Source organism: Aeromonas sp. s2, assembly GCF_040907935.1.
GTDB lineage: Bacteria > Pseudomonadota > Gammaproteobacteria > Enterobacterales > Aeromonadaceae > Aeromonas > Aeromonas dhakensis.
In genome coordinates this window covers 301,770-314,714 of the sequence record NZ_JBFOCR010000014.1, presented here as the reverse complement: position 1 = coordinate 314,714, position 12,945 = coordinate 301,770, and the positions used below count along the sequence as shown (strand labels likewise).

10 protein-coding genes and 1 pseudogene are annotated in these 12,945 nt (G+C 60.8%); 3 read left to right on the top strand and 8 right to left on the bottom strand.

The features are described from left to right. Window positions 1-2 precede the first annotated feature (2 nt). The 7 genes and pseudogenes from rfbC to AB5Y81_RS12180 form a co-directional block, all read right to left on the bottom strand. Entirely contained in the window at window positions 3-554 is a 552-nt protein-coding gene (gene rfbC / locus AB5Y81_RS12210; protein ID WP_017765653.1) for a dTDP-4-dehydrorhamnose 3,5-epimerase, read from the bottom strand. Between the two features lie 11 nt (window positions 555-565). Continuing rightward, window positions 566-1,429 (bottom strand): glucose-1-phosphate thymidylyltransferase RfbA, encoded by an 864-nt coding sequence (rfbA, locus tag AB5Y81_RS12205; protein ID WP_242763255.1) that lies wholly within the window; start codon window positions 1,427-1,429, stop codon window positions 566-568. Then, entirely contained in the window at window positions 1,429-2,514 is a 1,086-nt protein-coding gene (gene rfbB, locus AB5Y81_RS12200; protein WP_279484102.1) for a dTDP-glucose 4,6-dehydratase, read from the bottom strand. The genes rfbA and rfbB overlap by 1 nt, the downstream gene beginning before the upstream one ends. Before the next feature lie 478 nt (window positions 2,515-2,992). Beyond that, window positions 2,993-3,136 (bottom strand): annotated as a pseudogene (locus AB5Y81_RS12195) (hypothetical protein); the annotation flags it as partial. 159 nt (window positions 3,137-3,295) lie between these two features. Beyond that, a complete protein-coding gene (locus AB5Y81_RS12190; RefSeq protein WP_010633426.1) occupies window positions 3,296-4,705 on the bottom strand; it encodes an efflux transporter outer membrane subunit in 1,410 nt (469 codons plus the stop codon). Next, entirely contained in the window at window positions 4,698-7,847 is a 3,150-nt protein-coding gene (locus tag AB5Y81_RS12185; protein ID WP_010633425.1) for an efflux RND transporter permease subunit, read from the bottom strand. The genes AB5Y81_RS12190 and AB5Y81_RS12185 overlap by 8 nt, the downstream gene beginning before the upstream one ends. A 17-nt stretch (window positions 7,848-7,864) precedes the next feature. Continuing rightward, on the bottom strand, window positions 7,865-9,058 hold the full coding sequence (locus AB5Y81_RS12180) for an efflux RND transporter periplasmic adaptor subunit (RefSeq protein ID WP_279484101.1): 1,194 nt from the start codon (window positions 9,056-9,058) through the stop codon (window positions 7,865-7,867). A gap of 143 nt (window positions 9,059-9,201) precedes the next feature. Here AB5Y81_RS12180 and AB5Y81_RS12175 point away from each other — a divergent pair, with 143 nt between their 5' ends. The 3 genes from AB5Y81_RS12175 (at window position 9,202) to AB5Y81_RS12165 (ending at window position 11,958) form a co-directional block, all read left to right on the top strand. Next, window positions 9,202-9,843, top strand: coding sequence for a TetR family transcriptional regulator (locus AB5Y81_RS12175; RefSeq protein ID WP_099359734.1), 642 nt, complete (start codon window positions 9,202-9,204; stop codon window positions 9,841-9,843). A 237-nt stretch (window positions 9,844-10,080) separates the two neighbouring features. Further along, window positions 10,081-10,584, top strand: coding sequence for a class I SAM-dependent methyltransferase (locus AB5Y81_RS12170; RefSeq protein WP_279485531.1), 504 nt, complete (start codon window positions 10,081-10,083; stop codon window positions 10,582-10,584). A gap of 195 nt (window positions 10,585-10,779) precedes the next feature. Beyond that, window positions 10,780-11,958, top strand: coding sequence for a dicarboxylate/amino acid:cation symporter (locus AB5Y81_RS12165; protein ID WP_005302882.1), 1,179 nt, complete (start codon window positions 10,780-10,782; stop codon window positions 11,956-11,958). 67 nt (window positions 11,959-12,025) lie between these two features. Here the strand turns inward: AB5Y81_RS12165 and tesB are convergent, their stop codons facing one another. Continuing rightward, on the bottom strand, window positions 12,026-12,889 hold the full coding sequence (tesB, locus tag AB5Y81_RS12160) for an acyl-CoA thioesterase II (protein ID WP_019840022.1): 864 nt from the start codon (window positions 12,887-12,889) through the stop codon (window positions 12,026-12,028). Between the last annotated feature and the right edge of the window lie 56 nt (window positions 12,890-12,945).

The window sequence follows — 12,945 nt, the reverse complement described above, 5'->3', positions numbered from 1 at the left end:
GCTCACCACCCATTCACCAGGTTGTCGCGGATCTGGGCCAGCGTTGGCTGAACACTGTCTTTCGGTGACAACAGCGGCGCCGTCAACGGCCACTCGATCCCCAACGCGGGATCATTCCACAACAAACCGCTCTCATCGGTCGGATCATAGTAATCGGTACATTTGTATTGGAAATCGGCAGTTTCACTCAGCACGCAGAAGCCATGGGCAAATCCAGGCGGAATGTAAAACTGGATCTTGTTTTCTCCCGTCAGCAAGACAGATTCATGCTGACCAAAAGTAGGAGAGTCTGGCCTCAAATCGACGGCAACATCAAATACACGGCCTTGGGTCACTGTGACCAGTTTGCCCTGTGGCTTGGTTTTCTGGAAATGCAGACCACGCAGTACATTTTGTGTAGAACGAGAACGGTTGTCCTGGACAAAATCCGGCGTGATTCCGGCAGCCTTGTAACGCGCTTCCTGGTAGGTTTCATAGAAGAAACCACGTTCATCGCCAAATACTTTCGGCTCAATAATCAGCAGATCTGCAATTTTTGTTTTGATTACATTCATGTCGATATCTCTTATTTGATCAGACTCAACAAATATTTTCCATAACCTGTTTTTGCCATACTATTGCCAATAACCTTGATCTGGTCACGGCTCAACCAACCATTGTTAAGCGCAATCTCTTCAAGACATGCGATCTTGAATCCCTGACGTTTTTCAACTGTTTGCACGAACTGAGAAGCTTCAATCAGAGAGTCATGGGTACCGGTATCAAGCCATGCGAAGCCACGGCCCAGCTGTTCTACCTTCAGCTGACCACGATCCAAATATGCCTGGTTGACGCTGGTGATTTCGAGCTCACCACGCTCGGATGGTTTGATGCTCTTGGCGATCTCGATGACGGAGTTGTCATAGAAATACAAACCGGTGACAGCCCAGTTCGATTTCGGTTTTACCGGTTTTTCCTCAATGGACTTGGCACGGAATTCTTCATCAAATTCAACGACGCCAAAGCGCTCGGGATCCATGACCTTGTAACCGAAGACGGTAGCACCTTCCTGATTGGCTATCGCTTTTTGCAACTGCTTGCCGAAGGCCTGACCAAAAAAGATATTGTCGCCAAGCACCAGGCAGACGCTGTCCTGGCCAATGAACTCCTCACCCAGAATAAAGGCCTGGGCCAGTCCGTCCGGTGACGGTTGAACCGTGTATTGCAGATTGATGCCGAACTGCTCACCGTTGCCAAGCAGGCGCTGGAAACTTTCCGAATCCTCGGGCGTCGTGATGATCAAGATATCCTTGATGCCTGCCAACATGAGCACCGAGAGGGGATAGTAAATCATCGGCTTGTCATAAATCGGCAGCAGTTGCTTGGAAATGCCACGCGTGATGGGGTGAAGACGAGAGCCTGAACCACCTGCCAGAATAATGCCTTTCATTACTTCTTCTCCCCGTACTGCTGATCGATCCAGGATTGATAGGACCCGCTCTTCACGTTGTTGACCCACTGCTGGTTATCCAGATACCACTGCACTGTCTTGCGGATACCGGATTCAAAGGTCTCTTGCGGTTGCCAGGCGAGCTCGGCGCTCATCTTGCTGGCATCGATGGCATAACGGCGATCGTGACCGGGGCGGTCGGCCACGTAGGTGATTTGGTCGCGGTAGGAGCCGGCCTTGGGTACCATCTCGTCAAGCAGATCGCAGATGGTATGAACGACGTCCAAGTTCTGCTTCTCGTTATGACCGCCGATGTTGTAGGTCTCGCCGATGGCACCAGTGGTGACCACGGTATAGAGCGCGCGGGCATGATCTTCCACATAGAGCCAGTCACGGATCTGGTCGCCCTTGCCGTATACCGGCAGCGGCTTGCCATCGAGCGCATTGAGGATCACCAGCGGGATCAGCTTCTCGGGGAAGTGATAAGGACCGTAGTTGTTGGAGCAGTTGGTGACGATCGTCGGCAGGCCGTAAGTACGGCGCCAGGCGCGCACCAGATGGTCACTGGAGGCCTTGGAGGCAGAATAGGGGCTGCTGGGGGCATAGGGGGTGGTTTCGGTAAAGAGCGGCAGTGCCACACCGGGGCCCACTTCATCCGGATGGGGCAGGTCGCCATATACCTCGTCGGTGGAGATGTGGTGGAAGCGGAAGGCCGCCTTGCGTACCTCGTCCAGACCGTTCCAGTAGGCGCGAGCCGCCTCCAGCAGCATGTAGGTGCCGACAATATTGGTCTCGATGAAGTCGGCAGGGCCTGTGATGGAGCGATCGACGTGGCTCTCGGCCGCCAGGTGCATCACGGCGTCCGGTTGATGCTGGGCAAACACCCGATCCAGTTCGGCGCGGTTGCAGATATCCACCTGCTCAAAGGCATAACGTTCACTGTTTGCGATACTGGCCAAGGATTCCAGGTTACCCGCATAGGTGAGTTTATCGAGGTTGATAACTGAATCGTTGGTATCCCGAATGATATGACGAACAACCGCCGAGCCGATAAAGCCTGCGCCACCAGTGACAAGAATCTTCATAGTTATGCTCTTGAAAAGTAATAGAAATTCGGTTCTTTTTGAACCAGTTACCATTGTTCATAGTGGTGAAAATGCTCGCTCAAATGGCGGATTTCTGACACCAACCACGAAAAAGACAATAGCTACCGCCCCTGGGTTACAGCCCCCAGATTGCTGCTTTTGACCGGATTGTGTGTGCTGTTGGCCATAGCGCCCTCCAGCTTGGGAAAATTCTGTCACCGCTCCCTGATGACAAGAGTGCGATTTCTCTTGCACATTGAACATGCCAGTTTACAAAAAAACCGCCGTCAATCGTTGCCATGCCCCAAGGGCAAAGTCCGGATTTTAGCGCCTTTCCTGGCCGCTTGAACAGCCATAACAACCCTTCTTAAAGTAAGCGATTTACGCCCTCTCCCGTAGCGGTTCTCTGCTCTTCCAGCAGAAGGAGATGATCTGCCAACCACCAGCAAAGCCTCCTTTGAGACCAAAAAGGTCGTTGCTAGCCGGATTCAAAAGTAAAAATAGTGACAAGCGACGCATCAGTGCGGAGCACGCTCACAAGAACGCCACTTTTTGCCAATCCGGATGGAGACACGTAACACTTTCTTACAATTGCCCCCCGCCGCACACGTAAAAATTCAGCTCTTCCACCAGAGTCTGATACCGATCACAACTCTGTCTGCACGACGTATTATGTCACTTGAGCTTCATATGTATATGTTTTTGCAGCAAACAAACAGGGCGAACCTGATGGTTCGCCCTGTGACGGTAAGATAACGCAAGGAGGAAAGTGTGGCTACTGTCAGCTTTTTCCTTTGCCACCCTCGCTATCGGCAGCTTGCCAGCCACCGCCGACGGCCTTGTAGAGCGCGACCTGGTTGCTGAGCTGCGCCAGACGGGTAGTGATCAGCCCTTGTTTGGCGCTGAACAGCGAACGCTGGGCATCGAGCCGGGTAAGATAGCTGTCCACCCCCTTCTCGTAGCGTACCTCCGCCAGCTTGAAGTAGGTCTGGCTCGCCTTCACCAACTCCTGCTGGGCCTGCAGCTGCTGCTGATAGTCAGCCTGGGCGCCGAGCGTATCCGCCACCTCCTTGAACGCGGTCTGGATGCTCTTCTCGTAGCTCGCCACCGCCTGCTTGGTGCTTACCTCGGCCACATCCAGATCCGCGATGCGCTTGCCACCGTCAAAAATCGGCAGGTTGATCTGCGGCATGAAGGTCCAGGTACCGGTGCCGCCGTCAAACAGTCCGCTCAACTGGTTGCTGGCGGTGCCCGCCGTCGCGGTCAGCGAGATGGTCGGGAAGAAGGCCGCACGGGCGGCGCCGATATTGGCATTGGCCGCCTTCAGGCTGTGCTCGGCCGCCAGAATGTCCGGGCGCTGTTGCAGCAGGCTGGAGGGGGCGCCTACCGGGATGGCCGCCAGCTGCACCTCGGCCAGGGTCGCCGGCTCGGTCATCAGCGCGGGGACGCCGGTCCCGAGCAGCAGCGCCAGGCCGTTGCGATCCTGCTTCACCTGCCGTTGGTACTGGGCCAGGCTCACCTTGGCGCTCTCCAGCGCGGTACGGCCCTGAGCCAGCTCCATCTCGGAGGCGGCCCCCAGCCGGTACTTGTGCTCGGTCAGACCATAGCTCTCCTGCTCGGTGGCCAGGGTCGCCTCGCTCAGCGCCAGCAGTTCCTGATCCGCCAGCAGGGTGAGATAGGCGTTGGCCACCGAGGCCACCAGCGCGATCTGGGTGCTGCGCTGGGTCTCGATTTGCGCCAGATAGGTCTCCAGCGCCTGATCTTTCAGACTCTGGATCCGGCCGAACAGGTCCAGCTCGTAGGCGGTGATGCCGATGTTGGCGCCGTACTGGCTGCTGATGGTGCCCTGCCCCGTGCTGCTGAGATCGTCCGATCCCTGCTGGCGGGTACCCGAGCCATTGGCAGCCAGGGTCGGCAGCTGTGCCGCCCGCTGGATCCGGTATCTGGCCTCGTAGGCCTCCACGTTGAGGGCCGCGATACGCAGATCCCGGTTGTTCTCGAGGGCCGTGGCGATCAACTGCTGCAGGGCGGGATCGAGGAACTGCTGGCGCCAGGAGGAGACGGCCGCCTCCCCCGTCTGGTTGCTCTGCCAGGTGGCGCCTTGTGGCAGCTCGGGGCGCTGGTAATCGGGGGCCATGGAACAGCCCCCCAACAGCAGAGTCACGCTCAAGGCGATCAGGGTCTTAGTCATGTTTGATCTCCTCGGCGTGGGCCAGACGCGCTTGCTTGGTGCTGTGCTTGGTGAAATAGCGCATCACCAGCACGAAGAACAGCGGCACGAAGAAGATGGCCAGCACGGTGGCACTGATCATCCCCCCCATCACGCCGGTACCGATGGCGTTACGGCTGCTGGCACCGGCCCCGGTACTGATCACCAGCGGCAATACGCCGAGGATGAAGGCGAGCGAGGTCATCAGGATCGGACGCAGACGCAGGCGCGCCGCCTCCACCACGGCTTCGCTCAGCCCCATGCCCCTGTCATAGAGCTCCTTGGCGAACTCGACGATGAGGATCGCGTTTTTGGCCGACAGCCCTATGGTGGTCAGCAGGCCCACCTGGAAGTAGACGTCATTCTCCAGCCCACGCAGGGTGGCGGCCACAATGGCCCCCAGCACCCCAAGCGGTACCACCAGCATCACCGAGAACGGAATGCTCCAGCTCTCGTAGAGGGCGGCCAGACAGAGGAACACCACCAGCAGGGAGATGGCGTAGAGGGCCGGTGCCTGAGAGCCCGCCTGCCGCTCCTGATAGGAGAGACCGGTCCACTCGATGCCGATGCCTTCCGGCAGCTGCTTCACCATCTGCTCGATGGCGGCCATGGCGTCACCGGTACTCTTGCCCGGCGCCGCTTCCCCGACGATCTCCATCGCCGGTACGCCGTTGTAACGTTCCAGCCGTGGCGAGCCGAAGCTCCAGTCTGTGCTGGCAAAGGCGGAGAAGGGCACCATCTGACCGGCACTGTTGCGCACGTACCAGAGTTTGAGATCTTCCGGGTTCATCCGGAAGGGGGCATCCGCCTGCAGGTAGACCTTCTTGACCCGGCCTCTGTCGACAAAGTCGTTCACATAGGCAGAGCCCCAGGCACTGGAGAGCGTGCTGTTGATGTCGCTGATGGAGAGCCCCTGCGCCAGCGCCTTCTCGTAGTCGATCTTGATGTCGAGCTGGGGAGTGTCTTCCATCCCGTTCGGGCGCACCCGCACCAGGTTGGGATCCTGCGCCGCCATGCCGAGCAGCTGGTTGCGCGCCGCCATCAGCTTGTCGTGGCCCACGCCGGCCCGATCCTGCAGATAGAAGTCAAAGCCGGTGGCCGTCCCGAGCTCTGGGATCGGAGGCAGGTTGAAGGCGAACACCTGGGCTTCCTTGATGCTGAACAGGTAGCCCATGGCGCGGCCGATGATGGCATTGGCGCTGCGATCCGGCGTGTTGCGCTCTTTCCAGTCTTTCAGCTTGATGAAGGCCATGCCGCTGTTCTGACCGCTACCGGCAAAGCTGAAGCCCGCCACCGTCAGCACGGAGTCGACGTTGTCCTTCTCGTTTTTCATGAAGTAGTCGCGCATGTCCGCCAGCACCACCTCGGTGCGCTGCTTGGTGGCACCGACCGGCAGCTGCACCATGGACATGATGACCCCCTGATCCTCTTCCGGCAGGAAGGAGGTGGGCATGCGCATGAACAGGATGGCCAGTACCGCCAGCATGGCGGCATAGATGATGCCGTAGCGCACCCCTTGCTTGACCACCTTGCGCACGCCGCTCTGGTAGCGGTTGGCGCTGGCGTCGAAGGCCCGGTTGAACCAGCCGAAGAAACCGCGCTTGGCACCGAACTCGCCATGCTTGATGGGCTTGAGCAGGGTGGCGCACAGGGCCGGGGTCAGGATCAGCGCCACCAGCACCGACAGCACCATGGCCGAGACGATGGTGAGGGAGAACTGGCGATAGATAGCACCGGTGGAGCCACCGAAGAAGGCCATCGGCACGAACACCGCCGAGAGCACCAGGGCGATCCCCACCAGGGCGCCGGTGATCTGGGTCATCGACTTGCGGGTCGCTTCGAGCGGAGAGAGATCCTCCTCGCTCATCAGGCGCTCCACGTTCTCCACCACCACGATGGCGTCATCCACCAGGAGGCCGATGGCCAGCACCAGACCGAACATGGTCAGGGTGTTGATGGAGAAGCCGAACGCCGCCATGACGCCGAAGGTCCCCAGCAGCACCACGGGCACCGCGATGGTCGGGATCAAGGTGGCGCGGAAGTTCTGCAGGAACAGATACATCACGCAGAACACCAGGAAGATCGCCTCCACCAGGGTTTGTACCACCTCCTCGATGGAGATCTTAACGAACGGCGTGGTGTCGTACGGGTAGACGATCTCCATGTTGGCCGGGAAGTAGGCGGAGAGCTCGCCCAGCTTGCCACGCACCTTCTCGGCGGTATCCAGCGCGTTGGCACCGGTCGCCAGCTTGATGGCCACCGCCGCGGTGGGTTGCCCATTGTAGAGCGCCTCGGCATCGTAGCTTTCACCGGCCAGCTCGACTCGTGCCACGTCTTTGAGCCGTACCTTGGAGCCGTCCTGGTTCACCCGCAGCAGGATGTCGTTGAACTGCGCCACGGTGGAGAGCCGGGTCTGCCCCATGATTGTGGCGGTGAACTGCTGATCGGTCACCGCCGGGGTGCCCCCCAGCTTGCCAAAGGCCACCTGGGTGTTTTGCGCCTTGATGGCGGTCTGCACGTCACCCGGGGTCATCTGCACCCGGTTGAGCTTGTTGGGATCGAGCCAGACCCGCATGGAATACTGGCTGCCGAACAAGGTGATGTCCCCTACCCCGTCCAGACGACTGAGCGGCTCCTTGATGTTGGCCACCACATAGTCGGCCAGGTCATCGTTGGTCATGGCGCCATCTTTGGAGATGAAGGCGGCCACCATCAGGAAGCTGCTGGAGGTCTTCTGGACCCGGATCCCCTGCTGCTGCACCTCTTGCGGCAACAGCGACATGGCTTGCTGCAGCTTGTTCTGTACCTGCACCTGAGCGATGTCGGGGTCGGTTCCCGGTTGGAAGGTGAGGGTCACCGACACCCGGCCGGAGGAGTCCGACTGGGAGGACATGTAGAGCAGGTGATCCAGACCGGTCATGTTCTGCTCGATGATCTGGGTCACCGAGTCTTCCACCGTCTTGGCGGAGGCCCCTGGGTAGCTGGCGGAGATGCCCACCGCCGGCGGCGCAATGCTCGGATACTGGGCAACCGGCAGGCCTATGATGGCCAGGCTGCCCGCCAGCATGATCACCAGGGCGATCACCCAGGCGAAAATGGGTCTGTCTATGAAAAATCGTGCCATGAGGCGACTACTCCATCCTACTTGTTGACCGGGGCATTGGCCGGCGCCTGGGCAGACGGCGCAGCGGCGCCCTGTTCAGCCGGCGCCACGACAACCCCGGGTTTTACTTTTTGCAGGCCGGCGACGATCACCCGCTCGCCGGCCTTGAGACCGGATTCCACCACCCAGTCACTGCCGACAATGCGGCCCAGCTGCACTTCACGCAGCTCCACCTTGTTGTCCGCCGTCACCACCATCACGGTAGCGCCGCCTTTCGGGGTACGGGTCACCGCGGTCTGCGGCACCAACAGCCCTTCGGCGCGCTCGCCCTCCTGCAGGGTGGCACGCATGAACATGCCGGGCAGCAGCAGCTGATGAGGGTTGGGGACGATCACCCGCAGGGTCACCATGCCGGTGGTCTCATCCACGGTCACGTCGGAGAACTGCAGCGAGCCCTCTTCCCCATAGGTGGAGCCATCTTCCAGCTGGAAGCTCACCCGGGCGCCTTTCTGCTCGTCCTGGGTCAGCTTGCCGGCCGCCACCTGGCGCTTGAGGCGCAGCAGATCGGCTGTGGACTGGCGCACGTCCACATACATGGGATCGAGCTGCTGGATGGAGGTGAGGCTGTTGGCCTGCTGGGCCGTCACCAGTGCCCCCTCGGTCACCGCGGACTTGCCGATGCGACCACTGATGGGGGCCGTGATGCGGGTGTAGGCCAGGTTGATGTTGGCGCTCTGCAGCGCCGCCTTGGCGGCACCGATCTCGGCCAGCTGCTGCTTCCAGGCCGCGTCGGCGTCGTCATACTCCTGGCTGCTGATGGCCTTCACCTTCACCAGCTCGGCATAGCGCTTGGCCTTGAGGCGGGCGCTCTGCTCGTTGGCCTGCGCCTTGGCCAGGTTGGCCTTGGCACTGGCCACCGCAGCCTGATAGACGGCGGGGTCGATCTGGTAGAGCAGCTGGCCAGCCTTGACGTCACTGCCCTCGGTAAAGAGGCGCTTGAGAATGATGCCGCTCACCTGGGGGCGCACCTCGGCGACCCGCAGCGGGGCGCTGCGGCCGGTCAGCTCGGTGGTGAGCTGCAACGGCGCCGTGTGCAGGGTGACGACATCCACCGCGGCCGGCGGCATCGCACCGGGTCCTTGCTGGGCGGGGCCCTGTTCGCCGCAAGCGGTCAGCAGACCGCTCGCCAGCAGCGCAAGGCCGACTGAACGTGCGAGAATATGTTTATGCATGAAAAACCTGAGCCTCTGTCTATCAATGAAAAACCACAGGGTTTATAGGACCCGGTTGGTAAAATAGGAAAGATGAGGCAATATACATACATTCATAAATGTATGTAAGTGACTTTTTTTACTTTTACAAGGTGCGCAGAGAGATGGCCAGAAGAACCAAAGAAGAGGCGCAGCAGACCCGCTGCCACATCATGAGTACGGCCCTGGATCTGTTCTGCTCACAAGGCCTGGCCAAGACCAGCCTGACCGACATCGCCAGGGCCGCCGAGCTGACCCGGGGCGCCATTTACTGGCATTTCAAGAACAAGGAAGAGCTGTTCGTCTCCCTCTGGGAGGAGCTCTGCCAGCCCCTCTCCCACCAGCTCGATGCCTGCGTCTCCGAGCAGGAGCCCGACCCCCTCGGCAAGCTGCGCAGCTTCCTCAAGGGGGTGATCATCAAGATAAGCACCGAACCCGCCCATCAGCAGATGTTCACCATACTGTTCAACCTGGAGTCGCTGGAGGGAGAGGCCATCTCACTGCGCGAGCACATGCGCAGCCAGTCCAACAACTTCTTCCGGGATCTGGAGATCACCCTGGGCAATGCGGTGCGCCTCGGCCAGCTGCCGCGGGAGCTGGATCTGCAGCGGGCCGCCACCCTGCTGCACTGCACCCTGGATGGCTACATCATCAACTGGCTGCACTTCCCGGATCGCATCGACTTGCGCCAGGAGGCCGACTTTGTGCTGGACAACCTGTTCGCCCTGATCGCCCAGACCGGCGGCCCGGCCACCCGCCGCACCTGACTCACAGTCGCTCAGCACAGGTCCATTGGCCGGCGCAGACACACCCCAGTTTCCTCCCCTTCCTTTGGCGCCCCGGCGCCAAATTGGCTCAAATTTGCTATAGTCACGCCCCCGAAACAGAGTAGCGTCCCTGAAAAAGTGCCCGCCATGTCCCGTTCGTCTCCCCATTGCCCGCCGATGTCCCTTGCCACCCCCTCAGCCGACCCACTGTCCGTCGCGCATCAGCAGTTTCTGGCCTTGCTCCATTGTGGTGCCCATCTGCTGGAGGCGGGCTGCGGCGAAGGCGACGATCTCTGCTTCTTTCGCCAGCAGGGGCTGGTGGTGACGGCCTTCGATGCCCGCCTGGCACAGGCCAGGGTAGCCTCGCGGCGCAGCGGCCAGCCGGTGCGGGTCTGCCGCATCGATCAGCTGCGCAGCGTGGTGCCCTATGACGGCATCTGGGCGCGCGGGGCATTGCCGCTGCTCGCGGCCAGCGAGCTCAGCGAGGCGCTGGCGCACCTGGCCGGCCTGCTCAAGCCTGCCGGGCCGCTCTACTGCGCCTTTCCCCACCCCAGTGGCCAGCCGGCCTCCAGCGACGGCACGCCTGAAGCCGCCTCTCCCTTAGCCGAAGATCGCCTCTCCCGACTCGATGAGGAGGACCTGCGCCGGCTCATCGCCCCGCTGCCGCTGCAACTGCAGCAGTGCTGGGAGAGCGAGCAGACGGATGGCCGCTGGCTGCACGCCCTGCTGCTTCGCAGCTGAAGGGCCGCACCAAATTAATCACCCGCAGCACTTCGCGCTCACCTGGCCAGTGGCTATCACCACCACGATCACATTTAACAATATTTAACTCGACATTAACGCACCTACGACAGACATGATGCGGATTTTGTGTTAAAAAGCGGCATTAAAATCAAAATTAAATAACAAATCAGACACTAACACCTGGATTTACTTATGAAACTTGTCCTCAAACTGGTTGCCGGCATCCTCGCCGGTCTCTTGCTCGGTCTCTACGCCCCTGAATGGGTCGCACGCGTGCTGTTTACGGCCAAGACAGTCATAGGTCAGCTGATCACCTTCACCATTCCGCTCATCATTCTCTTCTTCATCATGAGCGGCATCGCCAGCCTGCCGAAGAACTCCGGCAAGCTGCTGGGCAAGACGGTCGCCCTCTCCTACTGCTCCACCATACTGGCCGGCCTGTTCGCCTTTACCGTGGCCAGCAACCTGATCCCGCGTCTGACCAGCGCCGCCGAGTCCACCGCCGAGAGCGCCATCAAGCTCACCTCCTACATCAATCTGGAGATCCCGCCGCTGTTCGGGGTGATGTCGGCACTGGCCGCCGCCTTCGTGTTCGGCATCGGCATCAGCGCCACCCAGGCCACCGATCTGCGCCGGGTCGCCGATCAGGGCCGCGACATTATCGACCGCCTGCTGGCCAAGGTGATCATCCCGCTGCTGCCGTTCTACATCGCCGGCGTCTTCGTCGAGATGACGGTGGAAGGCACCGTGTTTGCCACCCTGAAGACCTTTGGCGTGGTGCTGGTGATGGCCATCATCATGCACTGGCTCTGGCTCTCCGTGCTGTTCGTTGGCACCGGTCTGGCCCTGGGCCGCTCCCCGGCCCAGCTCATCAAGAACATGCTGCCGGCCTACTTCACCGCCCTTGGCACCATGTCCAGCGCCGCCACCATCCCGGTCGCCCTGCAGGCCAGCAAGAACAACGGCGTGAGCGCCGGCATCGCCAACTTCACCGTGCCGCTGTGCGCCACCATTCACCTGTGTGGCTCCACCATCACCCTGGTGACCTGTGCCACCGCCGTGATGTTCCTCTCCGAGCATCTGGCCATTCCGGGCATCGGCACCATGCTGCCCTTCATCATGATGCTGGGCGTCATAATGATTGCCGCCCCGGGTGCCCCGGGTGGTGGCGTCATGTCCGCGCTGGGTCTGCTCACCTCCATGCTGGGGTTCGGTGAGGCCTCCATCGCCCTGATGATCGCCCTCTACCTGGCCCAGGACAGCTTCGGTACCGCCTGCAACGTCACCGGCGACGGCGTCATCGCCCTGTGGGCCGATCGTTTCGCCCAGAGCGGCGAGACAGCGCTCAGCGCCGAGCAAGACGCGGCCTGATAGAGCAAGACGACCATAAAAAAAACGGGAGCCATTGGCTCCCGTTTTTTTATGGTCATAGCGGCACTCACCCACGGCGGCGGATCACCCCTTCCTGCGCCGTGCTCGCCACCAGCACACCATCGCGGGTGAAGAACTGGCCGCGCACCAAGCCACGACCGGCGCTGGCGCTCGGGCTGTCCACCACGTAGAGCAGCCAGTCGTCCAGCCGGAAGTCCCGGTGGAACCACATGGAGTGGTCTATGGTGGCCACCTGCATGTCCGGCTCCCAGTACGACACCCCGTGGGGCTGCAGGGCGGTGAACAGGAAGTGGAAGTCGGAGGCATAGGCCAGCAGGTATTTGTGCACCCGCTGATCGTCCGGCATCTGGCCATTGGCCTTGAACCAGACGTGGCGCACCGGCTCATGCACATCGGGGCGGATCGGGTCGACCAGGGTCACCGGGCGAATTTCGATGGGCTTCTCGCACATGATCTTGTCGCGCAGGGCGGGCGGGATCTGCTGCTCGTAGGGGCGCACCAGCTCCAGCTCGCTCTTGAGCTGCTCGGGGGGCGTGATCCCCGCCGGCATGGGGATCTGGTGTTCAAACCCCTCGGCCTCGACCTGGAAGGAGGCGTTGAGATAGAAGATGGGCTTGCCGCCCTGAATGGCTTTGACCCGGCGGGTGGAGACGGTCTGACCGTCGCGGATGTTCTCCACGTCGTAGACGATGGGACGGTTGGCATCGCCGGGGCGCAGAAAGTAGGAGTGGAAGCTGTGCACCTGGCGATCGCTGGCCACCGTCTGCTTGGCGGCTGACAAAGCCTGCCCCATTACCTGTCCACCAAACACGGCCCGCAGACCGAGATCCTGGCTCTGGCCCCGAAACAGGCCCTCCTCGATTTTTTCGAGCGCCAGCAACGCCAGCAGCTCATCAAGTACCTTGCTCATTATTATCTCCTGTGTCAGTGCCGGAAGGCTAACAAGCCCGCCCCCGCCGGGCAACC

Bases quoted from the DNA above. Each gene is read 5' to 3' on its own strand.
- rfbC (WP_017765653.1), bottom strand. From the start codon at position 554: ATGAATGTAATCAAAACAAAAATTGCAGATCTGCTGATTATTGAGCCG.
- rfbA (WP_242763255.1), bottom strand. From the start codon at position 1,429: ATGAAAGGCATTATTCTGGCAGGTGGTTCAGGCTCTCGTCTTCACCCC.
- rfbB (WP_279484102.1), bottom strand. From the start codon at position 2,514: ATGAAGATTCTTGTCACTGGTGGCGCAGGCTTTATCGGCTCGGCGGTT.
- AB5Y81_RS12190 (WP_010633426.1), bottom strand. From the start codon at position 4,705: ATGACTAAGACCCTGATCGCCTTGAGCGTGACTCTGCTGTTGGGGGGC.
- AB5Y81_RS12185 (WP_010633425.1), bottom strand. From the start codon at position 7,847: ATGGCACGATTTTTCATAGACAGACCCATTTTCGCCTGGGTGATCGCC.
- AB5Y81_RS12180 (WP_279484101.1), bottom strand. From the start codon at position 9,058: ATGCATAAACATATTCTCGCACGTTCAGTCGGCCTTGCGCTGCTGGCG.
- AB5Y81_RS12175 (WP_099359734.1), top strand. From the start codon at position 9,202: ATGGCCAGAAGAACCAAAGAAGAGGCGCAGCAGACCCGCTGCCACATC.
- AB5Y81_RS12165 (WP_005302882.1), top strand. From the start codon at position 10,780: ATGAAACTTGTCCTCAAACTGGTTGCCGGCATCCTCGCCGGTCTCTTG.
- tesB (WP_019840022.1), bottom strand. From the start codon at position 12,889: ATGAGCAAGGTACTTGATGAGCTGCTGGCGTTGCTGGCGCTCGAAAAA.